The 24,483-nt window shown below is 43.8% G+C and carries 22 protein-coding genes and 1 tRNA gene; 15 read left to right on the forward strand and 8 right to left on the reverse strand.

Annotated elements, in window-relative coordinates; translation table 11 throughout:
• Positions 1-409: 409 nt before the first annotated feature.
• Positions 410-1,042: a DUF1361 domain-containing protein gene (locus PseudUWO310_RS14945; protein WP_142602620.1), complete on the reverse strand. Its 633-nt coding sequence runs from the start codon at positions 1,040-1,042 to the stop codon at positions 410-412.
• Between the two features lie 247 nt (positions 1,043-1,289).
• Here PseudUWO310_RS14945 and PseudUWO310_RS14950 point away from each other — a divergent pair, with 247 nt between their 5' ends.
• The 7 genes from PseudUWO310_RS14950 (at position 1,290) to PseudUWO310_RS14980 (ending at position 9,726) form a co-directional block, all read left to right on the forward strand.
• On the forward strand, positions 1,290-2,078 hold the full coding sequence (locus tag PseudUWO310_RS14950) for a TIGR00297 family protein (RefSeq protein WP_142602622.1): 789 nt from the start codon (positions 1,290-1,292) through the stop codon (positions 2,076-2,078).
• 169 nt (positions 2,079-2,247) lie between these two features.
• Entirely contained in the window at positions 2,248-2,616 is a 369-nt protein-coding gene (locus PseudUWO310_RS14955) for a cyclic nucleotide-binding domain-containing protein (RefSeq protein WP_142602624.1), read from the forward strand.
• A 466-nt stretch (positions 2,617-3,082) separates the two neighbouring features.
• Positions 3,083-4,366, forward strand: a complete 1,284-nt coding sequence (eno, locus tag PseudUWO310_RS14960; RefSeq protein ID WP_142602626.1) for a phosphopyruvate hydratase — start codon at positions 3,083-3,085, stop codon at positions 4,364-4,366.
• 167 nt (positions 4,367-4,533) lie between these two features.
• Positions 4,534-4,606 (forward strand) — tRNA-His (locus PseudUWO310_RS14965).
• A 299-nt stretch (positions 4,607-4,905) separates the two neighbouring features.
• Positions 4,906-7,170 (forward strand): ABC transporter substrate-binding protein, encoded by a 2,265-nt coding sequence (locus tag PseudUWO310_RS14970; RefSeq protein ID WP_142602629.1) that lies wholly within the window; start codon positions 4,906-4,908, stop codon positions 7,168-7,170.
• 116 nt (positions 7,171-7,286) lie between these two features.
• Positions 7,287-8,432 carry a cache domain-containing protein gene (locus tag PseudUWO310_RS14975; protein WP_142602631.1) on the forward strand — a complete coding sequence of 382 codons (1,146 nt, stop codon included), beginning with the start codon at positions 7,287-7,289 and terminating at the stop codon, positions 8,430-8,432.
• Entirely contained in the window at positions 8,425-9,726 is a 1,302-nt protein-coding gene (locus PseudUWO310_RS14980; RefSeq protein ID WP_190316043.1) for a hypothetical protein, read from the forward strand. Before PseudUWO310_RS14975 ends, PseudUWO310_RS14980 begins: the two co-directional genes overlap by 8 nt.
• 165 nt (positions 9,727-9,891) lie before the next feature.
• Here the strand turns inward: PseudUWO310_RS14980 and PseudUWO310_RS14985 are convergent, their stop codons facing one another.
• On the reverse strand, positions 9,892-10,410 hold the full coding sequence (locus PseudUWO310_RS14985; protein WP_142602635.1) for an adenine phosphoribosyltransferase: 519 nt from the start codon (positions 10,408-10,410) through the stop codon (positions 9,892-9,894).
• A 426-nt stretch (positions 10,411-10,836) separates the two neighbouring features.
• Here PseudUWO310_RS14985 and hpxO point away from each other — a divergent pair, with 426 nt between their 5' ends.
• The 4 genes from hpxO (at position 10,837) to PseudUWO310_RS15005 (ending at position 16,447) form a co-directional block, all read left to right on the forward strand.
• Positions 10,837-12,006, forward strand: a complete 1,170-nt coding sequence (gene hpxO, locus PseudUWO310_RS14990) for an FAD-dependent urate hydroxylase HpxO (RefSeq protein WP_142602637.1) — start codon at positions 10,837-10,839, stop codon at positions 12,004-12,006.
• 38 nt (positions 12,007-12,044) lie between these two features.
• Positions 12,045-12,515 carry a 2-oxo-4-hydroxy-4-carboxy-5-ureidoimidazoline decarboxylase gene (gene uraD / locus PseudUWO310_RS14995; protein WP_142602639.1) on the forward strand — a complete coding sequence of 157 codons (471 nt, stop codon included), beginning with the start codon at positions 12,045-12,047 and terminating at the stop codon, positions 12,513-12,515.
• Positions 12,516-12,601: 86 nt separating this feature from the next.
• Positions 12,602-13,504: an allantoinase PuuE gene (puuE, locus tag PseudUWO310_RS15000; protein WP_142602642.1), complete on the forward strand. Its 903-nt coding sequence runs from the start codon at positions 12,602-12,604 to the stop codon at positions 13,502-13,504.
• A gap of 882 nt (positions 13,505-14,386) precedes the next feature.
• Positions 14,387-16,447: a PAS domain S-box protein gene (locus PseudUWO310_RS15005; protein WP_142602644.1), complete on the forward strand. Its 2,061-nt coding sequence runs from the start codon at positions 14,387-14,389 to the stop codon at positions 16,445-16,447.
• Between the two features lie 89 nt (positions 16,448-16,536).
• Here PseudUWO310_RS15005 and PseudUWO310_RS15010 read toward each other — a convergent pair whose 3' ends face one another.
• Positions 16,537-16,941, reverse strand: coding sequence for a gamma-glutamylcyclotransferase family protein (locus tag PseudUWO310_RS15010; RefSeq protein ID WP_142602646.1), 405 nt, complete (start codon positions 16,939-16,941; stop codon positions 16,537-16,539).
• A 413-nt stretch (positions 16,942-17,354) separates the two neighbouring features.
• On the opposite strand from PseudUWO310_RS15010, the gene uraH reads away from it, so the two are divergent.
• Positions 17,355-17,714, forward strand: coding sequence for a hydroxyisourate hydrolase (gene uraH, locus PseudUWO310_RS15015; protein WP_142602648.1), 360 nt, complete (start codon positions 17,355-17,357; stop codon positions 17,712-17,714).
• 51 nt (positions 17,715-17,765) lie between these two features.
• On the opposite strand, the gene PseudUWO310_RS15020 is transcribed toward uraH, so the two are convergent.
• The 4 genes from PseudUWO310_RS15020 to rpsN all read right to left on the reverse strand — a co-directional run bounded on the left by PseudUWO310_RS15020 (position 17,766) and on the right by rpsN (position 19,994).
• Positions 17,766-18,755 (reverse strand): aromatic ring-hydroxylating oxygenase subunit alpha, encoded by a 990-nt coding sequence (locus tag PseudUWO310_RS15020; protein ID WP_142602650.1) that lies wholly within the window; start codon positions 18,753-18,755, stop codon positions 17,766-17,768.
• Positions 18,756-18,844: 89 nt separating this feature from the next.
• Complete coding sequence (locus PseudUWO310_RS15025) at positions 18,845-19,126, reverse strand: TMEM165/GDT1 family protein (RefSeq protein ID WP_055074832.1); 282 nt, start codon at positions 19,124-19,126, stop codon at positions 18,845-18,847.
• A gap of 63 nt (positions 19,127-19,189) precedes the next feature.
• On the reverse strand, positions 19,190-19,567 hold the full coding sequence (locus PseudUWO310_RS15030; RefSeq protein WP_142602652.1) for a TMEM165/GDT1 family protein: 378 nt from the start codon (positions 19,565-19,567) through the stop codon (positions 19,190-19,192).
• Positions 19,568-19,688: 121 nt separating this feature from the next.
• Positions 19,689-19,994 (reverse strand): 30S ribosomal protein S14, encoded by a 306-nt coding sequence (gene rpsN, locus PseudUWO310_RS15035; protein ID WP_009629334.1) that lies wholly within the window; start codon positions 19,992-19,994, stop codon positions 19,689-19,691.
• A gap of 202 nt (positions 19,995-20,196) precedes the next feature.
• Here rpsN and PseudUWO310_RS15040 point away from each other — a divergent pair, with 202 nt between their 5' ends.
• Together PseudUWO310_RS15040 and PseudUWO310_RS15045 are read left to right on the forward strand one after the other, a co-directional pair.
• On the forward strand, positions 20,197-20,787 hold the full coding sequence (locus PseudUWO310_RS15040; protein ID WP_142602654.1) for a hypothetical protein: 591 nt from the start codon (positions 20,197-20,199) through the stop codon (positions 20,785-20,787).
• A gap of 70 nt (positions 20,788-20,857) precedes the next feature.
• Positions 20,858-21,127 carry a hypothetical protein gene (locus tag PseudUWO310_RS15045; RefSeq protein WP_142602656.1) on the forward strand — a complete coding sequence of 90 codons (270 nt, stop codon included), beginning with the start codon at positions 20,858-20,860 and terminating at the stop codon, positions 21,125-21,127.
• An 83-nt stretch (positions 21,128-21,210) separates the two neighbouring features.
• Here the strand turns inward: PseudUWO310_RS15045 and PseudUWO310_RS15050 are convergent, their stop codons facing one another.
• A complete protein-coding gene (locus tag PseudUWO310_RS15050; RefSeq protein WP_142602658.1) occupies positions 21,211-21,663 on the reverse strand; it encodes a DUF29 domain-containing protein in 453 nt (150 codons plus the stop codon).
• Between the two features lie 181 nt (positions 21,664-21,844).
• Here PseudUWO310_RS15050 and recG point away from each other — a divergent pair, with 181 nt between their 5' ends.
• Positions 21,845-24,313, forward strand: coding sequence for an ATP-dependent DNA helicase RecG (gene recG / locus PseudUWO310_RS15055; RefSeq protein WP_142602660.1), 2,469 nt, complete (start codon positions 21,845-21,847; stop codon positions 24,311-24,313).
• Positions 24,314-24,483 lie beyond the last annotated feature (170 nt).

The raw sequence follows: 24,483 nt of genomic DNA on the forward strand, positions 1-24,483 counted from the left end.
TTCCCAAAATGGCAACGCCACTTTGGGAATCTCAAAACCTTACTGGGTTTGGTATTATACTAATTCACAAAAGTGTTGTCACACTTTCGTGAATTAGTATAAGAAACCATTTAAGAATTGGATAGATCCCCCCCAGCCCCCCTTAAAAAGGGGGGAGAGTTAAATTCTTCCCCCTTTTTAAGGGGGATTGAGGGGGATCTCTTAGAGTTTTTGACCGCGGAAAGTAATTCTTAAATGGTTTCTAATACCAAGTTAAGAAATGGGGGAGCCATTTCTTAACTCAAAAAACCTTACTGGGTTTGTTTTTAATTCACTGAAGTGTTGGCTCACTTCAGTAAATTGGTATAAAAAGCTGCTGTCAACTGGATCAGGACATAAAAAAGAGGGTTGCCGTGCTATATCAATCTCTCTATACAGAGACTCGATCAGCGTGATTTTGCCAGTAGAAGGCGATCGCTAAATTAATCCATTTAAAAACGTAGTACAGGCTAGTGAAGACAAGGAAAAACAAAATCGTACCGAAAAAGAAATTGGGATTTTCCAGATTTTGGAATACATGTTGCATAACATACTGGGGTTGGGTAAATACATCCCAACTATTCAAGCGATTGACCCTTCCCAAATATACGCCGATCGCACAGATGAAATTCATGCCAACTTCCATGAAAGTTATGCGCTCGATCAGTTTCAGCCAACCTAAATATTGAATGAGCCTCATTAACGATATTACGTAGCATTGAAACCCACACAATATGAAGATCGTATATTGGGGAATCAAGACAAAAATTATGCCATTATCCGAAATTTCAGGAGTCCTTACATCATCCACAAAGTGAATAATATCGGTAATTATGTAAGGGGCATTCGGCAGGAAGAGAATAAAAACTATTAGCCCTAGCCACCACGTAATATTTTTAGGTAAGCGCTTAGGCGATCGCTTTATGAATAAAATAAAGCTCAATAGGCAAGGAACAATTGCTAAGAAAAGATTCCAACTCATCCATTGAAAATTATCTAAAAACTGAGAGAAGGCTTCCGACATTATGTTTACTCCAGATATATGTTCAGTACTTATAAGTAGGTGGGCTTAATTAAATATAAAACCCTAAAACCTGCGGCGCACACTGCGCGTACGCCACAGGTTTTAGCTCTGGATTTTAATTATGCTGAGGTACTTATGTTCAGTGCTTATATGTTCAGTACTATGTTGATATCTAGCATTTGTGCTTGTTATCAATATCCTTCACCAAAGATCCTTTACCAAAGATTAAGTTCTAAGATTAAGTTCTATGATAAATAGTTTCCCAATTAATTTCCTAATTAATTTCCCAATTAATGGAATATGGTTAATTGCGATCGCCCTCAATACCATCCTAGGTGCGATCGCTCTCATGTTGCCGCGTAAAGTCTTAACTACCGCAGGTATTTGCCACGCTTGGGGCTTGGGAATTATAATCTGGGGCTGTTTAGGATGGCAGGGTTATACCGTCATTTTAAGCTATCTGATCGTAGGTTCGGGGGTAACGCGCATTGGTAAGGAAATCAAAGAAGCTAAGGGCATCGCCGAAAAACGTGATGGAGCAAGAGGACCTGAAAATCTCTGGGGATCGGCAGCGACGGGAGCAGTATGCGCGATCGCCCAAGCCATTGCCCCCAATCCAATCTGGCTATTAGCCTATGTAGCCAGCCTCAGTACCAAACTCGCCGACACAACCGCTAGCGAAATTGGCAAAGCCTATGGCAAAAGCACCTTTTTAATTACTACCCTCAAACCAGTTGCCGCAGGTACAGAGGGAGCGGTGAGCTTAGAAGGAACGATCGCGGGAGTGATGGGATCTTTGTTAATTGCGATGATTGGCTGGGCGGTAGGTTTACTTACTAGCCCTTGGAGTCTGCTTTGGTGCATGATCGCCGCCTTTATAGCCACCAATATCGAGAGTTTAATCGGAGCAACTCTCCAAAACAAATACGATTGGCTTACTAATGAATTAGTCAATGGAATTAATACAACTATTGGTGCAGCGATCGCTATTTTAATCGCGCAATCATTACATGCATTTAACCTTTTATTAATCTAAACTTAACCATATAAATTACATTTTTTCAACTTATTAAAAACCCTAAACCATTGTTAGGTAATAGTTATGGGGATTAATTTTTGTGATTTAAGTCGATGCCTAAAATGTCAATTGGCAATACAATAAAAGTCATATTTCTATTCACGTATGTATACAGCGGAGTTTGATTTTGACTACGATCGATTTGTTTAAAAATGCCACAGACTACATCACTTTTCCAGCAGGCGATGTGGTCTTCCATAAAGGTGGAGTTGCCGATCGCATGTATGTGATCGTAGAAGGTGAAGTAGAAATTTCCATAGATGGCAAAATCTTGGATACTACTGGAGCGGGAGGAATCGTGGGAGAAATGGCTCTAATTGATGCCAGCCCAAGAAGTGCTACAGCGATCGCTAAAACCGAATGCAAGCTAGTACCTGTCGATCAAAAACGTTTTTCTTTTTTGGTACAACAAACTCCTAACTTTGCGATTAACGTGATGAAAATCATGGTGGAAAGAATTAGAAGACTTGATGCCCTAGTTTTATCGATCAAATAACCAATCAGTACTACCAATTCACGAAAGTGTGGTCACACTTTCGTGAATTAAAAACCAAACCCAGTAAGGGCTTTCCCAGCTCAAAATGACTATGCCATTTTGAGCTGTGGTATATAGCTGTCGCCAACTGTATCAGGACATAAACCCCAAAGAGAGTTGCCGCGCTCCGCGCGGCAACTCTCTTTGGGGTTTTGATTTTGTCCTAACAAAACTGGCGGCAGCTATAAGTCATTTTGGATTGGTAAGTAGCTAGGCATAAGTAAACTTAAAAACCAGAGAGCATACCGCCCGCTGCGCGGGCGGTATGCTCTCTGGTTTTGGTTTTTAATTATGCCTAGCTACCTATATTAAAGAATCCATTTTGTCAATTTTTTTAATAAAAACCTAACATTTCAGAAATGAAGCATCGCAAAACTGTAAGATTGTTGCGAATAGCTTCACTTAATCATTAAAGGAATAGCTCAAAGTGACTAAAGGAACAGAAATCATTGCGATCGCTGCACGGGAAATTCTCGATTCGCGCGGCAAACCAACCGTTGAAGCGGAAGTCAAATTGGCAAACGGCGCAATCGGTCTCGCTCAGGTTCCCAGTGGTGCATCTACAGGAAGTTTTGAAGCCCACGAACTACGAGACGGCGATAAGCAACGCTATGGTGGCAAGGGAGTTTTAATCGCAGCCCGTAATATTACTGAAAAAATTCTACCCGAATTAAAGGGTATAGATGCGCTCAATCAAGAACTCGTCGATCGCATCATGATCAAACGTGATGGTACACCCAACAAATCCGATTTGGGAGCCAACGCAATCTTAGCGGTTTCTCTGGCAACAGCTAAAGCTGCTTCGGCGGCAATCGGTCAGCCCCTATATCGTTATCTAGGAACCCCGCTATCCAATGTATTGCCCGTTCCTCTGATGAATGTCCTCAATGGTGGGGCTCACGCCGACAATAACGTCGATATTCAGGAGTTTATGATCGTGCCCGTGGGTGCACCCACTTTTAAGGAAGCATTGCGCTATGGTGCGGAAGTATTTGCCGCCCTTAGCTCGGTACTCCATGACAAGGGCTTGTCTACAGCGGTGGGCGACGAGGGTGGGTTTGCCCCCAACCTTGAGTCCAACCAAGCCGCCTTAGAACTACTCATTGATGCAATTATCAAGGCTGGTTACAAACCAGGAGAACAGGTTGCTCTAGCCCTCGATGTTGCCTCCAATGAACTATTCAAAGACGGCAACTATGCGATCGATGGTAAATCCCTTACCCCTCAAGAGTTTGTTAACTACTACGAAGGCTTGATCTCGAAGTATCCCATCGTCTCCATCGAAGATGGCTTACAGGAAGATGAATGGGCTAGCTGGAAAGCGATGACCGATCAACTTACCCAAACCCAGTTAGTTGGTGATGATTTGTTTGTGACCAATAAGACTCGTCTAGAGCGCGGTATTCGCGAGGGTTGTGCCAGTGCAATTTTGATTAAGCTCAATCAAATTGGTAGTTTGACTGAAACGCTAGAAGCGATCGCTACTGCTGATAAGAGTGGTTACCGCTCAGTCATTAGCCATCGTTCGGGCGAAACCGAAGACACCACCATTGCCGATCTTGCCGTCGCCACTCGCGCAGGTCAGATCAAAACAGGCTCTCTCTGTAGAAGTGAGCGCGTTGCTAAGTACAACCGTTTACTGCGAATTGAAGCCGAACTTGGCAGTCAAGCTGTTTATGCTGGTGCGGTTGGGCTAGGACCTTCTCGCTAGATTTAGCTCCAGCTTGCGAGACAAAGAAAAGAAGGTTGGCGCAAAGCGCCAACCTTCTTTTCTTTGTCTCGTGCTGCGAAAGATCATTTTTTACAAACTGGCAAAAAATTTGCCAAAGCTCTTGTGTAAATGCACAAACTAGTATTATTATTAGTAACGGTTCAATGGCGAGTGTAGCCAAGTGGTTAAGGCAGTGGTTTGTGGTACCACCATTCGTGGGTTCAATTCCCATCATTCGCCCTTTAAGATTCAAACCACAAAAATATAAGGAAGGTCACAAGATGACCTTCCTTATATTTTTTGGTGTTTTGACTTTAGCTTGCGGTATTAATACCAAAGCTCAAAATGGCTACGCCATTTTGAGCTTTGGTATTAGTAAAAAATCATAATCATAAAGAGAGATGTGGCGATTTGCGCCATATCTCTCTTTGCGGTTTTATGTCCTGATACACTTGGCGATAGATAGGTGGTAGATATAAGTGGTACTTTGTATCTCTAGTAAATAATAGGCAATTTCTAAAGAGGACGGCTGTAATTTCATGCGTAAAACAGTTGTGAGGTTTTGGGCGATCGCCTTAACTGCACTTTTGGTGGTGATGTCACTCAATGGTCTGTTTGCCCAAGGCTTGAGAGCCGAAGGCGGTGCGATCTCGATTGCGGTAGCTGCACCCCTAAGTGGAGATGGGGCTAGTGGGGGACAGGAAATAGTTGACAGTATCAAGCTGTATATTGATGCCACTAATCGTGATGGCGGGATCAATGGTCGTCAACTTAAGTTAAATATTTTTGATGACAAGGGGAATGCTGATGGTGCAACTCAAGTTGCTAACGATATTGCTAAAAGCGATGCATTGGTGGTCTTAGGGCATCGCTCTTCTGATGCCTCGATCGCCGCTGGCAGTATTTACCAAGAACGCAAATTACCAGCGATTACTGGGACTGCAAATAATCCTAAAGTTACAAGCGATCGCCCCTATTATTTTCGGATTATTTATACTAATCCCGACCTTGCCAAAACCTTGTCAATTTATGCTCAGCAAGTACTTCAGTTTAAAACTGCGAGCGTAATCTATGACAAGGCTAGTAAAAACGAGCAGACTCAATCGGAAGTCATCAAATCTGCTTTTGAAGCCAATGGTAATGGCAAAATTCAGAAAATATGGGCGATCGATTCCGATCCCAATAACCGCAAAGCCTCAGTCCAGCAAATCGTCAATGAAATCGCCGCCGAGCCTGAAGCGGGAATTTTATTTCTAACCACATCCAAGGAAGATGTTGCGGAAGATTTTCTAGTTGCCCTCAAACAAAAGGGTTTAAAAAATTCTCTTCTCGGTGAACAAGCTCTAGGTCGAGAATCCTTTGCCAAACGGTTTGACAAATATGATGAGGAAAAGAAAAATCCAGGATTCTTTACCGAAGGTATGTATGTCCCCTTGCCAATTCTGTTTGATAGTGCGGGAGCTGATGCCCAAGATTTCCTAGCTGCTTACCAAAAAACCTATAACAAAACTCCTTCCTATTTAGGAGCAAAATTCTATGAGGCGGCGATCGCCGCGGTAGATGCGATTCGTAAAGCTAATCCTGCTTTAACAACGGCGAGCCTAAACAGCGATCGCGATCTGGTGCGCGATGCCTTGGCAAAACTCAACAACCGCAAAGTTGGCATAAGGGGCTTAACAGGACTGTTGTACTTCAATAGCGATCGCAATAGCGATCAGCCCGTGCGCCTTGCCCAATTCCAAAATCAAAAGTTGATTTCTGCCAACCAACAATTTACGCCGATCGCGAATCCCGAAAGGCTTAATTTACCGAAAGAAATCCAAGCGGGTAGCATTGTGCAATCGGGCGATCAGTATTTTTGGCGGCAGCGTGTAGTTTATGCAGGCATGGATATCAATAAACTGAATCGAATTGATAAAACGACGTTTACCGCCGATTTTTATGTCTGGTTCCGCTATAGCGGCAATGATGAACCGACGGAGATTCAGTTTCCCGATGCCGTGAGCAATAGTGTTAATCCCACTGCGCCCGTATTTGACGGTAAGGCTCCCATCAAGGCTCAGGTCGTCAATGGCTTAAACTATCGGCTCTATCGAGTACGCGGAGAGTTTCGCAATGCCTTTGATTTTCGCGATTATCCCTTTGATTCGCAGAAGTTAAACTTGCGTTTTGATAATCCCAATCTCTCGACCGAACGCTTGATTTATGCGATCGATACCGTGGGTTTGAAACTGCCAAGACCTAAAGATGTCGAGCGCAAACCCTTTCAAGGACTACAACTTTGGAATTTTAAAGATATTACCTATTTCCAAGACTCATCCCGTAGTACCTCCACCCAAGGCGATCCCGATTTATTTCAGTCCAACGTTCAGGTTGAGTATCCTGGATTGAGCATTCGGATGACCTTTCAACGCAAGACCCTTGTTTTTCTCTCGAAGAATGTCTTGCCGTTGATTTTGCTATCTCTCTTAACCTACTGTTGCTTGTTTTTCCCCTACACGATGTTTGTGCCCCGTACAATGGCTCCTGCATCGGCGTTGCTATCGGGAATTGTGTTGCTGTTATCCTTTAACAACCAACTACCCGAAGTCGGCTATACCGTAGCGATGGAGTATGTATTTTATGTCTACTTCTGTCTCTGTCTACTACCAATTTTGGTTACGGTCGTCGGTACGAAATTGGACAAAGAGGGACATAAGAAGGCTTTTAACTACTTAAATTTGGCTTCTTGGATCATCTACCCCTTAATTTTGATCGTCACGATCGCCTCTTTTGCAATTACCTATAGCGATCGCTTGGTTTAAAAATCACCAGCAAGTTAGCAGTACCTAATGCTGCCACCTTGCTGCTATTTTAGACCTGTAAAAAATTAACAACTAAAAATTTCATCAGCCTCCTGCTGGATGGCTGTCAAGAGTTTATGAATATCAAGTGGAAATCCCAACTATTGTTGTTTATGGTAGCCATAACCACATCAGTTGTATCGGCATATTCGGGCTTTGGGGCGAGCAATGCCATGATCGAAAGTGCCAAAAAACGCGAATTGAATACCACAGCTACCCTAATCCAAAGCAACATCAACGAGCAAATTAACAAAGCCTCCGCCCGCGCCTCATTGGTATCATCTTTGCCCTCTATCAAACAGGCTTTCCGCGCCAAAGACCGCGATGCGATCGCCACACGTTTGTTACCAGCGATGATTGTCCAACGCGATCAGTTTGGGGTAAGGGAAGGACAGTTTATCCTGCCGCCCGCATCCTCTTTTCTCCGTATCTATGCCCTCAAAGACGGACATGGCGAAGACTTGAGTGGATTCCGTCAGATGGTTCTCGTTGCCAATCGGACTGGCGAACCCCAACGAGGCATGGAGATCGGTCGTCGCGGACTGAGCATTCGCGCAGTCTATCCCGTCAAAGATGATGACGGACTAATCGGTAGCTTTGAAATCGGCTTGAGTTTCTCATCGGTACTGACGCAAACCAAGACGAATACTGGCTTTGACGTAGGTGTATTCATCGATGATAAATTGATGACCGAGGTCGCCCAATTGATCCCGCGTCCCGATAACGAACGGATTGTGGGTGGTTACCAAGCCGTTGAAGTCACTGACTGGACAGCGCTCAAACCCTTGTTATCTCCTGCAATATTCGCCAAGGTTCGCGATGTTTCCACCGAACTCATCACCTTAAATGGCAATGATTATGGACTGGTGTTAGTACCAGTGCTGGACTACAAAGGCGAACGCATTGGCGCGGTGGTTGCCGTTCGAGACTTTAGTGAATTTCAGATCCAGCAGCGATGGGCGCTCACGGGCAATATCGCCATGGCGGCATTGCAGATAGTGTTACTTACAGGGGCATTGCTAATTGTGGTCAATGCCATGTTGCTCAAACCCTTTGAGGCGATCGCTAATGCAAGTAAGGATCTCGCCGAGGGTAAGCCATCTTCTGACCTAGAGGATTTGGCAGTCCGTAAGGATGAAATTGGCGACATGGCGCGATCGCTCCAGACCCTTCAAGCTAGCGATAACGATCGGAATGGGTACAAGGAGTCGCAAAATGCGTAAACCTCGAAAATTTTCGCTATTTCCTATACTGATCGTTTTTTTACTATGCTTTTCCTTTGGCTTGGCTACTTACTTTGATTCGGTGACAAACCCATCGGCGATCGCCGTTTTTGCTCAATCTAATCCCGAAACAGCAAATAATGATGCTGCAAAAACGTCAGTAAACAATGCATCTGTAACTAATCAAACCAGTAATAATCAAACTAGTAATAATCAAACTAGTAATAATGATGTAGCCAAGTCCCCAGTAGTCAAAGACAGCGCCAAAAAGCCTGCCACCTCGACGGCAAACCCTCTAGGGATGAATAATCTTGTGCCTTTCCCTTCCAACGTTGCCTTGCCAATGCGAGTGGGAGTGTCTTTGTTCGTAAATAGCATCAACAAAATTAACGAAGCCACCAATACCTTTGAGAGTCAATTCGATCTTAGATATGTGTGGAACGATCCGCGTCTAGCCTTCGATACTGGCGAGATGGGAACAAATCGGTTGGAGTTTGGGCAAGAAGCCGCTGTCGCAAAGTTAGCGACGATCTGGAATCCTCAGATTAAAATCACCAACATCGTCGAAAAAGATGCCCAGATTTCCCCAGGGCTATTCATCCATTATGATGGCGAAGTGGAACTGATCCAGCGAGTCAAGGCGACCTTCGAGAGCAAATTAAATTTAGATGCTTTCCCCTTTGACACCCAGTCACTGTTAGTAGCTATGCTATCGTCTAAGTACAACAGCAATCAGATTTCGCTATCTCAGGATCAAGAAGATATCAACGAATCAGGGCTTGATCCCGAACTCAAGATTAATGGGTGGAATCCGCAGGGCATCAGTTTTAACATTTCCCAAACCCGTGCTTGGAATGGAGCATTTTTGCGCCAGATTGAGGCGCGTGTAACAATTAAGCGCATCCCTAACGCAATTCTAGGCTCCATTTTCACACCCTTCCTCTTGACCTTGATCGTGCCCACGATCTTCACTTTCTGTGCAAATGTGGATTTATCACCCCGTCTGGTTGCTTGGAGTGGCTCGATTTTGGCGCTAGTAGCGCTTACCTTTACCTTTTCCGTGCGATATCCTTGGCTTGGCAGCAATAGCCTCGTGTCTCAGGTATTCACTACAGGTCATGCTTATCAACTTGTGTCGGTGCTTTTGTCGATCACGCTATTTAATCCTGATGTAGCCAAGAGGATGGACAGATTCATCGTTGCCGAACTCGTCAGATATCTACGGTGGTTCGTTCCTGTTGGTTTCCTAGGAGTTTTGATCACCAAGTCTTTGCTGACAGCTTTTGACTGGTAATACCAAATCCCAAAAAAGATGAGTGGCGGTACTTCGCGCCGCCACTCATCTTTTTTGGGTATACCAATTCACGAAAATATAAAACCCTAAAACCTGCGGCGCACGCTGCGCGTGCGCCGCAGGTTTTAGCTCTCGATTTTAATTGTGGTGAGGTACTTAATCATTTTAATAATTAACTAACGAAACAATTGGAACCTCTGGCAAAGCCTTTCTGCCATTAAGAAAATCCAACTCAATTAAAAATCCATAACCTACTAATTTCGCTCCAGTTTGCTCGACCAATTTGGCAGTAGCCGCCGCTGTTCCCCCTGTGGCGATCACATCATCAATGATGATTACTCGTTTTCCTGCCCCGATCGCATCTTGATGAATCTCTAGCGTATCGGTTCCATATTCCAACGCATATTCAACGCGAAATACGGCTGATGGTAATTTTTTAGGCTTGCGAACTGGGATAAAGCTTGCCCCTAATTGCATCGCTAGTGGTGCGCCGAGGATAAATCCCCTCGACTCAATCCCAATCACCGCATCGATGTCAATATTTAATTCGGCAAATTTAGTTTGAAATCCTTGAACAATTGCTGTTAAACCTTGAGGATGGGCTAGTAAAGGCGTGATATCTCTAAAAATGATACCTTCTTGCGGAAAATCGGGAATATCGCGAATAATGCTTTTAAAATCCATACAATACTCGATCACTATCGATCGCTGAAGAACTTCACAATCTTATCTGCATCTGCGATCGCATGGAACACAACAATATAGGGGTTTCACAACCTATAGCTGGGTATAGCCACCCGACTCTATAAGAGCGTACCGCCCGCGTAGCGGGCGGTACGCTCTTATAGGGTTTAAGTTTACTTGCCTAGCTACTTATAGCTGTCGCCAAGTGTATTAGGACATAAACCCCAAGAATTGAGTGGCGGCGCGAAGCGCCGCCACTCAATTCTTGGGGTTTGATTTGTCCTCATTCAAGTGACTGCTATACAAGATGTGTGCAAAGGCAGAAACGCAATTCTAAGCACAGTTATCCAGCCGATATTTATTTAAGATGGGGGAACGCATTAAAAACGTTCGTGTATACTGTATGCAAAATGTGGGTTTATTGCAATGTACGGCTTAAAGGCAATAGTAATTGGTGCGGGTATTGGCGGACTCACGGCAGGAATTGCCCTGCGGCAGGCGGGTTATGAAGTGGAAATCTACGATCGCGTTCGTGATCTCCGTCCCATTGGGGCGGGAATTTCTCTTTGGTCAAATGGAGTCAAGGTCTTAAATAGATTGGGACTAGGGGAAAAAATAGCGGAGATCGGCGGTCAGATGAACCGCATGGAATATCGCCATCTATCGGGAAATTTGCTGAACGAGATCTCCCTTGCCCCCCTCATTGCATCGGTTGGACAACGCCCCTATCCAGTTGCGCGGCGCGATTTACAAAATATGTTACTGGAGTCCTTTGAATACCTAGGGAACAAAGTCACCCTTGGGGCAAAATGTATCGAGGTCATGGAAAGCGATCGCGATGTGACGGCAAAGTTTGAGGATGGCAGTACGGCTACAGGCGATGTCCTAGTAGCTGCTGATGGCGTGCATTCTATTCTCAGAGAATATATTCTCAAGGAAAGGGTTAGTCCCCAATATGGCGGCTATGTGAATTGGAATGGATTGGTTCCCATCAGCGAAGATCTTGCACCTGCGGATATGTGGGCGATTTACGTGGGAGAACATAAGAGGGCTTCCATGATGCCCGTAGCAGGCGATCGCTTCTATTTCTTTTTTGATGTGCCCCTACCTAAGGGCACGACGAGCGATCGCGCAAACTATCAAACTGAGTTGAAAGCATACTTTCAAGGATGGGCAGAACCCATACAGTTACTGATCGATCGCCTCGATCCCGCCACCGTGGCTCGTGTGGAAATTCATGATGTGGGTCCCATATCCAAAATGGTGCAAGGGCGCGTGGCTCTCCTTGGGGATGCCGCCCATGCCACCTGTCCCGATCTCGGTCAGGGTGGATGTCAAGCGATGGAAGATGGGTTAGTATTGACAAATTATCTCGTATCCACGAATTTGAGCGTAGTTGATGCCTTAAACCGATACGAAGCTGAACGCAAAACGCGCACTACCGAAATCGTGAACAAAGCCCGCAATCGAGCGGAAACGATCCATGGTAAAGATCCCGCAGCTACGCAAAAGTGGTACGAACAGCTTGCCCAAGAGAATCCCCTAGATGTCACCACAGCGATCGCCAAAATTATTAGCGGGGGACCTTTACATTGAGTTTGCCACTAATCTATACACTCGACAGGCTCAACCAAATGAGCCAAGAAGAATTCACCGAAACCCTCGGCAGTATTTTTGAACATACCCCAGCAATCGCCACTACCGCATGGCAGGCTCGTCCCTTTACAGATATCGAGAACCTGCATCAAACTATGGCAGCGATCGTGATGAAAATGACCGATAAAGAGCAGTTACAGCTAATATGCGCCCATCCCGATCTGGGGAGTAAGGTAAAAATGGCGGATGCTTCCGTACAAGAACAGTCCACGATTGGATTAGATCGTCTATCAGCGGAAGAATACGATCGCTTTCAACAACTCAATCAATCCTACAAAGAAAAATTTAATTTTCCCTATATTATTGCCGTCCGCAACCATACTAAAGACACGATTCTAATGAATTTTATGGAAAGGCTCCAAAATAATTTAGACACCGAGAAAAAACAAGCGATCGCCGAAATTATCGAGATTGCCAGATGGCGGTTGATTTTAGCGATTAGCGATTAGCAATTAGCGATTAGCGATTAGCCTTTAGCGATTCCCAATCACCAATTCCCCATCACCAATTCCCCATCACCAATTCCCCATCACCCATGAACTATCCAAGAGACATGATCGGCTACGGGAGGTTTGTTCCCGATCCAAAATGGAAAGATAATGCCCTCATTGCCGTCCAGTTTGTCATTAATTACGAAGAGGGAGGAGAAACCTGTATCCTTCATGGCGATAGTAGTTCGGAGACTTTTCTCTCTGAAATTGTCGGTGCGGTTCCGCTGCAAGGACTACGACATATGAATATGGAATCCTGCTATGAATATGGAAGTCGAGCGGGTTTTTGGCGCTTATATCGCATGTTTTGCGATCGCAATATTCCCGTCACGATCTATGGCATCGCAATGGCTCTTACCCGCAATCCTGAAGCCGTAGCAGCAATGCTTGAAGCCGATTGGGAAATCGCCAGCCATGGTTATCGATGGATTGATTACAAATATTTTTCAGCAGAGCAAGAACGCGAACATCTACAAAAGGCGATCGCCATCCATACGCAAGTTACGGGTGAGCGTCCTCGTGGTTGGTATACGGGGCGAACTAGTCCGCATACAAGAAAGTTGGTCGTGGAAGAAGGTGGGTTCCTCTATGATTCTGATAGCTATGCCGATGACCTTCCCTATTGGAATTATGAATATGGCAAGCCACATCTGGTCATTCCCTATACCCTTGACAATAATGATATGCGCTTCGCTACGCCCCAAGGATTTAATTCAGGAGACCAGTTTTTTACTTATTTGCGCGAGGCCTTTGATGTTCTTTATGCGGAAGGAGAAACATCACCTAAAATGATGAGCATCGGTTTGCATTGCCGATTAGTCGGACGACCTGGCCGAGCGGCGGCTTTGGCAAAATTTCTCGACTACGTGCAGAAACACGAACGAGTCTGGCTCTGCCGCCGTATCGATATTGCCAATCATTGGTATAAATACCACAAGCCAGAGTAAAAAAGACGAATATTTTCCTCCCTTAATACCAATTCACTGAAGTGAGTCAACACTTCAGTGAATTTATCAGTAAATTTATCAGTGAATTTATTAGTGAATTTTAAAACAAACCCAGTAATACCAATTCACGAAAGTGTGACAACACTTTTGTGAATTAAAAACCAAAACCAGTAAGGTTTTGAGATTCCCAAAATGGCGTTGCCATTTTGGGAATTGGTATAAGGTTTTGAGATTCCCAAAATGGCGTTGCCATTTTGGGAATTGGTATAAAACCAAGAAATAGCGGAGCTTTTTCCCGCTATTTCTTGGTTTTAAGAAAGAATTTTAGTAATAACTTGGAGGAGGTTTGTTATACCAATTCACGAAAGTGTGACAACATTTTTATGAATTAAAATTTATGAATTAAAAAGTAAATCCAGTAAGGGTTTTCAAAGCTGAAAAATGGCTACGCCATTTTCAGCTTTGGAATTAAAGTCTGAGCGAGAAATAATTAAGCCTCCAAAGCTCCAGACTTCATTGGATATCTAGATTGGATATCTAGGTTTCATAAATCAATAATATTTTTCTGGCATTATATTCTGCATTATATGTTAATAACAATGAAGGAATTAACTTGGCTAGCAAGTTTAACTTATAAACTAGAGCTGTTATTAAAAAATCTTAATTTACTAAAAAAATTTCTTTCTTAAAAAGCGCAGCTTAATTAAGTATAAAAACTCAAAGCCTTTAGATAGGTGTCAAGATAACACTCATAATTTAAATCTAGTTTCTAATTTTACATATTTATTTAGTAAAGACGAACTAAAAAAATAATTTTAAAAGCTGCTTCTTACTAATTACTTTGGCGAATTTTTATTATTCTCAAACAAATTTTGGAATTACATGAAGATACCAGAAATTCCACAAAATGAAAGCGAACGTTTAGTGGCGCTAGATCGTTACAAAATCCTCGACACCTTAACCGAGCAGGTCTATGATGACCTGACCCAACTTGCAGCAGACATTTGCGGAACGTCGATCGCCTTAATCTCCTTAGTCGATGAAGATCGTCAGTGGTTTAAATCTCATATTGGGCTCGATGTTAAGCAGACTCCTCGCGATATTTCCTTTTGCGGTCATGCGGTTTCCGAAAATGCCCTTTTGATAGTTCCAGATGCTTCCAAGGATCCGCGTTTTTCGGATAATCCCCTCGTAGCGCAAGAGCCCTATATTCGATTTTATGCTGGAGCCCCATTAACAACACCAGATAATTATACTTTGGGAACTTTATGCGTGATCGATCGCCAGCCGCACGAACTAACCCATACCCAAATCAAGCAATTAGAATCTCTCAGTCGATTGGTCATCAACCAATTTGAGTTAAGGCTAAAGGAAGAAACCTCTCGACTTTTGGCTTCCGTGGTGGAGTCAAGTAATGATGCAATTATTACGAAGACCTCAGAGGGAATTATTACTAGCTGGAATCAGTCCGCCGTGAATATATTTGGCTATTCGCAATCGGAAGCGATCGGCAAGCCCATTTCTATGCTTTTCCCGCCCGATCGTTTAGAAGAAGAGAATCGCATACTCGCCCGACTGAAAAAAGGAGAAAGGGTCGAACATTTTGAAACAGTCCGTATCTGTAAAGATGGTTCCCATAGTGACATTTCCGCGACAATTTCACCTTTATTCGACAGCAATGGAGAGATTATCGGCTTTTCCAAAATAGTCCGCGATATCACCGAACTTAAGCAAGCGCAACTAGAACTCGCGAAATCCAATGCCGAACTTGTCAAAGCTAACCAATTGAAGGATGAGTTTCTAGGGTTGATGAGTCACGAACTCCGTACTCCGCTCAATGCCATTCTGGGTATGACCGAGCTATTGCAGGATGAAATATTTGGGAGTCTCAATCCACAACAGATCATCGCTCTTACAACAATCGATCTCAGTAGCTCTCATTTGTTAAAGCTGATCGATGATATTCTCGATTTAACAAACATCGCAGCGGGAAGACTCAAACTGAATTTCGAGGTAACCGACATCAATCATCTCTGCCAAAACAGTTTAGATCTGATTGAGCGATCGGCTGCAAAAAAACATCTCAACTTAGAACTAAACATACAGCCAAACCTATCAGCGATCGTAATAGACAGCACCCGAATTCAACAGGTTTTACTCAATCTCCTCGACAATGCTATTAAATTCACGCCTGAAGGTGGTTCTATTCGTCTTGAGGTCAGTACCTATGTCAATCATCTCAATCTCAGTAATTGGCTGAGATTTACAATTATCGATACAGGGATTGGCTTTGAATTAGAGAAATTTTCCCAGCTATTTCAGCCCTTTATGCAAATAGATAGTACGCTCAGTCGGAGATATGAAGGGCTGGGATTGGGACTAGCAATTGTCAAACAAATCGTAGAACTGCATGATGGCAAGTTAGAGGCAAATAGCATTTTGGGAAAGGGTAGTTGTTTTACCTTCGAGCTTCCCTTTGAGAATAATTTTGGATCTTCTCGTGCAACCAAACAGACTATGGACATGGATATGAATATACAATCAGATATTCCCACCAGACCTCAAGTTCATCCACTAATCCTGTTGGCTGAAGATAATGAGTCCAATATTTTGACAACGGTTTCCTACCTTGAGGCAAAAGAATATCGGGTTTGCGTTGCTAAGAACGGTCGGGAAGCGATCGCCTTTGCTAAGGAATTTTGTCCCGATATGATTTTGATGGATATCCAAATGCCTGAAATGGATGGACTGAAGGCAATTGAGCTAATTCGTCTCGATCCAAGCTTGCAGAATATTCCCATTATTGCGATGACGGCTCTAGCTATGGCAAGCGATCGCCAAAAATGTCTGGAAGCAGGAGCAAATGATTATGTTGCGAAGCCTGTCAAATTTCGTCAGTTAGTGGCAACAATTCAAAAAATGTTATTAAATATAAAACCCTAAACCCTGTGACGCACGCGCAGCGTGCGCCACAGGTTGAGAAAACCCTAAACCCTGTGACGCACACGCAGCGTGCGCCACAGGTTGAGGTACTAAGCCGTAACTAAAGTTCTTTTATAGGCTGCCCAACCGCCAAGGTGAGAAATATCAATCCAATTGAACTTTTCAATTAATTCTTGAGGATAGAAAAAGGCGGTAAGAACCTCGCCATCCTCAAGATAAACGTCCGTAGGATACATATGGGGGGGTTCGTTCTGGGCAAGATATTCAAATTCATCGTCACGCATCTCATAAACTTCCCCAGGAATAGAAATTCCACCTGTCTCAACTTCATAAATTGCAGGATGCCATGCATCTCCTGCGGCATGAAGGCGATAACGTGACTGAGTATTTGCCGCACGTATAAATTTCGCGTTCTGCAAATTGCCATGATCTGGTTGTCCGCGCAGTGCCGAACCACAGATAAATACATGTCTTGTCCCGTTGGATACTGTCATAAAGATAGGCTGAAAATTATGGGTTTAGGAGGATAAATGAGTTTGGTTGATGCTTATCCTCAGCCTTAGTTTATTGTATACAGTATGCAAATGTGAAGTAGGATTTTTCATATTAAGTAAGTAGGCTTAATAAAATATAAAGCCCTAAAACCTGCGGCGCACGCTGCGCGTGCGCCGCAGGTTTTATACCAAGCTAAGAAATGGCGTAGCCATTTCTTAGCTTGGTATAACTTTAGCTGAGCGAAGTCGAAGCCACAGGTACTCTAATTAATCGCAAGTCCCTTAGTAATGTTTTGCAAAATCGTAACCGTAAACCTACTGCTTTTTCCAATGGCAAAGCATTCATTAATTGTTTATAATTCATGCGCCTATCATTCTTTAATTATTTATTAATATTAGGTATTAGTTAAATCATGTCTGGGAAAGTCTCAACTCACGTTCTTGATACAGTTCATGGATGCCCCGCTAATAATATGCAGATTGAACTGTGGGCGATCGCTAGCGACGAACAAAAAACGCTATTAAAAACCCTATACACCAATCAAGATGGTCGAACCGACGAGCTATTACTAAATGCATCAGAGATGCAGGTCGGGATTTACGAGGTTTGGTTTAATGTGAGTGACTATTTTGCCAGTTTCCAAACAAATCAAACCCAGCCAGCCTTTTTAAGTCGCGTACCGATCCGTTTTGGCATTGCCCACATTAGCGATCGCTATCATGTACCTTTACTAGTATCACCTTGGGCATACAGTACCTATCGTGGGAGTTGATAAGCTAAGGATTAGAGTTGCGGCGCTTCGCGCCGCAACTCTAATCCTTCACTAGGGAGTAAGCATGGCGGCTAGTTTGCGGCGCATCAACAAACCTGGGCGATCGGTCATCATATGCTGCTCAAATTTCGCATCGAGAGGCACATCATAATCCGTCGTTTCGAGGATCGCTTTGTCCTCTAGGGTCACTTGCCGATCAAAGGCGATCGCATCGGCAGCTTTAGTTTGCTCTTCAGTATCGTTACGTAGGCAAAATTGGACAATCTGAGAGGACTTGTCATCAATTGGAGTAGCGGTATTGACGATGATATGGACTAGTCCATTGGGATAGTTAATCCGCAACTTGCAGGTAAAAGGCATAAACCAATCCATCTGTAATTGCCGATGGGTGATGTCGCTATCCATCTTTAAATTCTTTTGTTGCGATTTAGGATTAACCACACCCAGAATCGCCGTAGCTCTGAGTCCATAGTCGGTTTCGGTAATCTCTAACTCTTCGGGAATGGGATGATCGGCACTGCCAAAGGTCGTAGTATGCACAAAAGTTGGATGGGCTAAATCCATTTCATTTTCCATAACCCTCAGTCCTGCACAGTTCCATACTTCATAGAACTCTGGTATTAAGCGGAATTGGGGATCGCTAGCTTCGGGAATTTCGGCAATCTGGTTTATGGGATCTCCCATACATACCCATACATAGCCATACCGTTCTTCGCAGGCAAAGGTATGAATGCGGTAATTTTTAGGGATAGGGGTATCAGTTGGTAGTTGCGGTACATGCAAACAACTACCAGAGCGATCGTATTGCCATCCGTGATAGGCGCAGGCGATCGCTCCCTGTTTAACGCTACCGAGAGAGAGATGGGCGGAGCGATGGCAACAGCGATCGAGCGCCGCCGCAGGCTTTCCCTCTGCGTCAATCCACAGAACAATTTTTTGTCCGAGCAGTTGAAAGCTTTTAGGCTGTTCCTCCGCCAACAAAGACATAGGTATTACAGGATACCAAAACCGTTTGAATAGAGAGTGACTGGTAACTAGCATTTGTATACTGTATACATAACTGCCTCTATTTAAGGTGAGTAGTTGCAGATATTCTGTGTTTGATAATACATAAAATTGCTAGGGAAATCTTAGTGTTCGCTGGAGTCCGACATAAATAATCGCATGGCCATAAAAGCAAACAAAGCCGCACCGATCGCTTTAAGCAATCTCGTAGGAGCAAGAATAGAAATACTATCGCCGAGCCATACTCCCAGAGAGCTTGCCACCAGCAAAGCGGCTGCGGAGCCGATAAATACATACTTAGGGGCTGCCGAACTGCCGCTCAAACTCAGGGTCGCGAGTTGGCTTTTGTCGCCCAATTCCGATAAAAAAATTGTGCCAAAACTCAAAAATAATAACTGCCAATCCATATTCAATTCCTATAAAAAATACTGTCATCCACGGTGATTCAGGTTTGTAGGCGATCGCCTTGCTTAGGCGATCGCTTCCCAGAGTAGGCTAATCGACAAAATCAGAAAACTTAAGCCAGCTAAGGTGTTTAACAGGCTAGGCGAGAAGGTTTTAGCTAACCATTTACCAGCGAGGACTCCTAATAGGCTTGTGGAAACTAAAGCGATCGCCGCACCCGCAAACACAATCCAAGGCTGATGGGACTGAGCCGAGATCACCAAAATGCTGAGCTGCGTTTTATCCCCTATTTCTGCTAAGAAGACGGTAATGAAAGTAGTCGTAACAATTTGCCAATGCTCGGTTTGGGTTGATGCTTGTGCCGATCCATCGACAGACGATGTAGTTGTTACTTGATCTTGAGATGACTCTTGAGTTTGTGATTCAGGCTTTACAGACATCATTTACGGAAAGTGGTTAAATCTTTCATAATCCTTTCATAGTCTGGACGGGATTGCAATAAAAAAAGGAGAGGGCTCTAGAGAACCTCTCCTTTTTTTATTGCAATTTTTATTGCAATCTAAACTACCAGCTCGATTTAACTACGCCTGGCAATAGACCTTGGTGAGCCATCTCACGCAAAACGTTGCGGCATAGACCGAAATCTTTGTAATAGCCACGGGGACGACCAGTCGCCCAGCAACGATTGCGATGACGGGTAGGGTTGGCGTTACGAGGAATTTGTTGAATTTCACGGTGTACGGCAACTTTTTGTTGTTGTGTCAGTTCGGGGCTGGCAAACTTTTCTTTAAGTGCTTCGAGCTTAGCTGCATACTTTTCAACTAACTTAGCGCGCTTTTTTTCGCGCTCGATCATGCTTTTCTTAGCCATTGCGGTTCTATCAGGTGATGTAGAGGTATAAGTCTAAAAATTTAATACAATTCGCGACAGTTACCGATCATAACCTAAATAGCCAGTTTGTAGATCATAAATTTTTATGCCGATTGCTCAAGCTTCCCCAAAAAGGCACTTGCAACTTTGCGACGGGACTATTTTACGATAAAATTTTGACTTAATGAAAAAGGTGTTTTGAGTGAGTGAATCAATCAAAGCGATCCGCGCTACTGTGGTGATCGGAGCGTTAACTGTTGATGCTTTTATGTTGCCTGATGGTAGTTATCGGATGTCTCAGATCCAAGCGTCTGAATCGGTCGGATTATCAGGTAGAAACGTATTCGATTTTTTGCGATCAAATGCCCTTAAAACATTACTAGGAGAAGGTTATACGGATTCGGTTTTTGAACCTGAACAGATTGAGATCGAATCTGAAGGTGATAAACGAGGTCAAAGCCGTTTTAACTCATTGCCTTTAGAAATTGTTGGGGCTTATTGGCTATGGCAATCTTACCGAGGCAATAAAAAAGCCTTATCTCTTTGCATGGCTCTTATCATAGAGAGCCTAGAACGTAGGTTTGATGATGCTTTTGGGGTTGTTATCACTGAGCAAGAGCGTAATAGGCGACTGTCTCAAAGAAATAGCCAATTAGAGCGAGATTTAGTAGTTTTGGGTGAGGGATTTGCTTTGGACGACGAGATCCGTCGTGAGCGTGATTATTTTGAGACATTACTTAAACAAAATGGGATCGAGCCCTATGAGTTGCCACCTAAAAGCGATAAAATCTAGTGCAAAATTAGGATATTTATATGAAGCGTAGATATTTTGCGATCGCGTTAGTGGCGGCGATCTTAGCTAGTTGTGGCGCAAAAATAAACTGATCGGAAAGTGGCAAGACCAGAAAAACCCGAACGTATCTTTAGAATTTCTCTCTGACGGTAAAGTTATCTATACGAAAATCGGAAAACTAGAATCTTGGGAAAGCTCTAGTGATGTAAAAAAATGGGAAATAATTGAAGGCAATCGCCTTTTAATCGAAGGAGGGCAAGCGTTAAAAATAACTTTTGAGGGCAACACCTTGACCTTATCCAGTGAAAAAATACAGCTTAAATATAACAGGATTAATTAAAACCCAAGAAGCGAAGCGCTAACCTTCGCTTCTTGGGTTTTACGTGCAAATATATTTGGCGAAAGCTAAGGAAAAATAAATACTCATTCCCAAAAACTAGCATTTAGGATCGTATCGATATCACGTTCAAATTGCCATGTATCGGGGAATTGGTAGTCAGGGTATTCAATTCTAATCCGCTTTAAAGAAGTTTCAAAACAATCATCAAACATTTTCACGAAGTGACGCTTAAGGCTAGGTGATTGTCTTAGAAGAGTTTTTAGCTCATCTCGTTGCTCGAAGATTGTTAACAGCCAGCCCCGATAACAATCTGGCATACCTACGTAGCAACGTTTCAGGATATGTTCGATTAACCTTTTGAGGCGAGTCTCGACCTCACGTTTGTTACTGCCAGACAAGCCTTCTAACTCCTCTATTAAATTTTCTATATCAAGATTGTAGAAATCACCCGCTTTTAATTGCGCGATCGTAGTCTCCAGCCATAGATCGAGATCGCTTTCGTATAGATTTAAAGGCGGCGCAATTGCTTGTGTCATTGATTTTGATTCTTAGATATATCGAGATTTTAGCGTAATAGATTCAAGGTGGGCTTAGAATGGGCTGCGATCGCGAACAGGATTGTGCCAAGAGGATTGGACATTACGATATATGGCAATATAGGAATTAACGACAGAATTAACAATGATCGCCCAAAAACTCTTACTTAAAATCTAGCTCGTGCCAATTGATATCAACCGTTTACAACAGGCCTTGAGTGTAGAGGCAGAAAGAGGCTTCTCAAATTTACAGGGAAAGCAATTTTTGTTTGCGGATTTTTTGAATGTAAACTTGCGGGAGGATTTGCCTGAAAGCTGGGAAATGAGCGATCGCTTGCAGGCGCAAACCTTAGCCAGTCAGTACGCGCAGTATAACGACTTATCCCTATCGCGTCGCCAACATCTTGTTGCTGAGACAAGACGCTTATTATACGAAGTTCGTCGCCGCGAGATTGCGGAAACTAGTGCCTTATCGGGTATAACTAAGCCCCAAAAGAAACCAAAAATCGAAGCAATTACTGCCACAGAGCCAAAATCTACGAAGAAAATAACCCCTGACACCGAAATAAAGGATCTTGAGGGCATCGGTTCGTCTTTAGCCATAAGATTTCAACTGCTCGACCTGCATAATGTCCGCGATGTCCTTAGCTACTATCCCCGCGATCATATTGACTATGCTCGACAAATACCGATTAGCGATCTGAAGAATGGCGATACGGTAACAGTTATTGGTACGGTTAAAAAATTTGGCTGTTTTACCAGTCCCAAAAATCCTAACCTCACAATTGTGGAAATTATTCTCCGCGATCGCACGGGGCAGATTAAACTCAGTCGCTTTTGGACGGGTAAACGGTATAGCAATCGTGGTTGGCAAGAAATTCAAAAGAGGCTTTATCCCCAAGGTTGTACGATCGCTGCATCTGGTGTAGTAAAACAGAGTAAATATGGTTTGACTTTAGAGAACTATGAAGTCGAGGTTCTCGAACATACTCAAGATACAATCCAATCGAAGACCGTAGGTCGGGTCGTTCCCGTATATCCCCTCACCGAAGGCGTTACCCCTGAAGCGATCCGCAGTCTAGTCGTGCAATGTTTGCCCGCAGTTTCGCAAATTATCGATCCGATGCCCGATCGCCTTTTGCGCGATTACCAAATGATCCGTCTGCCCGATGCGATCGCCCAAGTGCATTACCCCGATAGTAGTGCCACCCTCGAACAAGCTGTCATTCGCCTCACCTTTGACAAATATTTCTATCGTCGCCTTGTATCGCTCTATCGCCGCCAGCAGCAAAAGGCAATTCATTTTGTTCCCAAAAGTCAAGCGATCGACCAGCTCGAAAAAATTATCCCCTTTGAGCTAACCAATGCGCAAAAACGGGTTATTGCCGAAATCCGTGCTGACTTACAGGGACAAACTCCCATGAACCGATTGGTGCAGGGGGATGTGGGTTCGGGCAAAACGATTGTGGCAGTATATGCGCTACTAACGGCGATCGAGGCAGGTTACCAAACCGCACTCATGGCTCCTACGGAAGTACTAACCGAGCAGCATTATCGCAAGATCGTGGAATGGTTTATGCAGCTCAATTTACCCGTGGAAATCTTGACTGGCTCCACCAAAACAGCGAAACGTCGAGAAATTTTACGCCAGTTAGAAACAGGAGAACTGCCCCTCGTCATTGGAACCCATGCTTTAATCCAAGATGGAGTGAATTTTGCACGGTTGGGATTAGCCGTCATTGACGAGCAACACCGCTTTGGCAGAGATCAGCGATCGCGGCTGTTGCAAAAAGGTGAAGATCCCCACGTACTGATTATGACCGCAACGCCAATTCCTCGGACGCTCTATCTCACTAACTCAGAAATCGAAGTGAGCATTATTGACGAACTTCCTCCAGGACGCAAACCAATTCAAACCGTCATTCTCAAACCTTCCCAGCGTAAAGATGCCTATGATTTAATTCGTCGCGAAATCGCTCAGGGTCGCCAGATCTACATCGTCTTGCCTCTAGTGGAGGAATCGGAAAAGATGGAAGAGATTAAAGCCGCTATTCAAGAAAGGGAGCATCTGCAAAATGTGGTTTTCCCCAACTTCCAAATTGGATTATTGCATGGTCAAATGTCCTCCGCCGAAAAAGATGAAGCTATTAATATCTTCCGTCGTGGGGAAACCCAGATTCTCGTTGCCACGACGGTGATTGAAGTTGGTGTAGATATTCCTAACGCCTCGGTCATGCTAATCGAACATGCCGATCGCTTTGGTCTAGCCCAGCTTCACCAATTGCGTGGTCGGGTTGGGCGCGGCAGTTCCCAATCCTACTGTCTACTATTGAGCAGTGCCAAAACGCAAACAGCACAGGAGCGATTGCAAGTTCTCGAACAGTCACAGGATGGATTTTTTATTGCTGAGCGAGACTTCCAAATGCGGGGCAAAGGAAAAGATGAAGGAACGGAGCAATCAGGACATTCTAGTTTCTCCATTGAAGATCGCTTGCCCGATGAAGCCGCCCGTCAGGAGATCTTTCAAATTGCCCGCGAAGCCGCCGAAAGAATTATTAAAAAAGATGCAACCTTAGAAAATTTCCCCCTCCTCAAAGCAGAATTTGAGATGCATTATCAACGCTTACAAGGTGGCGCGATTTTTACATAAACATTAGACTTCATCGGAAATAAAGAGGAGATAAGCCGTAAGCCTATTTCCCAATTGAGATGCTCAAGTTAAGCAACCTTCCCATGTCTCATCGTAACCCTGAAATTGTGTAATCCACAAGAAGTTTCCATCACAATGTCCACATAATTCTCTTTTCGATTTCTAAAAGT

It is taken from the genome of Pseudanabaena sp. UWO310, from assembly GCF_006861605.1.
Classification (GTDB): Bacteria; Cyanobacteriota; Cyanobacteriia; order Pseudanabaenales; family Pseudanabaenaceae; genus Pseudanabaena.

Coding starts and splice junctions, on each gene's coding strand:
- PseudUWO310_RS15025 (WP_055074832.1), bottom strand. CDS start 19,126: ATGGATTGGCAGTTATTATTTTTGAGTTTTGGCACAATTTTTTTATCG.
- rpsN (WP_009629334.1), bottom strand. CDS start 19,994: ATGGCTAAGAAAAGCATGATCGAGCGCGAAAAAAAGCGCGCTAAGTTA.
- PseudUWO310_RS15030 (WP_142602652.1), bottom strand. CDS start 19,567: ATGATGTCTGTAAAGCCTGAATCACAAACTCAAGAGTCATCTCAAGAT.
- puuE (WP_142602642.1), top strand. CDS start 12,602: ATGAACTATCCAAGAGACATGATCGGCTACGGGAGGTTTGTTCCCGAT.
- PseudUWO310_RS14945 (WP_142602620.1), bottom strand. CDS start 1,042: ATGTCGGAAGCCTTCTCTCAGTTTTTAGATAATTTTCAATGGATGAGT.
- PseudUWO310_RS14985 (WP_142602635.1), bottom strand. CDS start 10,410: ATGGATTTTAAAAGCATTATTCGCGATATTCCCGATTTTCCGCAAGAA.
- PseudUWO310_RS14975 (WP_142602631.1), top strand. CDS start 7,287: ATGAATATCAAGTGGAAATCCCAACTATTGTTGTTTATGGTAGCCATA.
- PseudUWO310_RS15020 (WP_142602650.1), bottom strand. CDS start 18,755: ATGCTAGTTACCAGTCACTCTCTATTCAAACGGTTTTGGTATCCTGTA.
- PseudUWO310_RS15050 (WP_142602658.1), bottom strand. CDS start 21,663: ATGACACAAGCAATTGCGCCGCCTTTAAATCTATACGAAAGCGATCTC.
- uraD (WP_142602639.1), top strand. CDS start 12,045: ATGAGCCAAGAAGAATTCACCGAAACCCTCGGCAGTATTTTTGAACAT.
- PseudUWO310_RS15010 (WP_142602646.1), bottom strand. CDS start 16,941: ATGACAGTATCCAACGGGACAAGACATGTATTTATCTGTGGTTCGGCA.
- PseudUWO310_RS14970 (WP_142602629.1), top strand. CDS start 4,906: ATGCGTAAAACAGTTGTGAGGTTTTGGGCGATCGCCTTAACTGCACTT.
- uraH (WP_142602648.1), top strand. CDS start 17,355: ATGTCTGGGAAAGTCTCAACTCACGTTCTTGATACAGTTCATGGATGC.
- hpxO (WP_142602637.1), top strand. CDS start 10,837: ATGTACGGCTTAAAGGCAATAGTAATTGGTGCGGGTATTGGCGGACTC.
- PseudUWO310_RS14950 (WP_142602622.1), top strand. CDS start 1,290: ATGATAAATAGTTTCCCAATTAATTTCCTAATTAATTTCCCAATTAAT.
- PseudUWO310_RS14980 (WP_190316043.1), top strand. CDS start 8,425: ATGCGTAAACCTCGAAAATTTTCGCTATTTCCTATACTGATCGTTTTT.
- PseudUWO310_RS15005 (WP_142602644.1), top strand. CDS start 14,387: ATGAAGATACCAGAAATTCCACAAAATGAAAGCGAACGTTTAGTGGCG.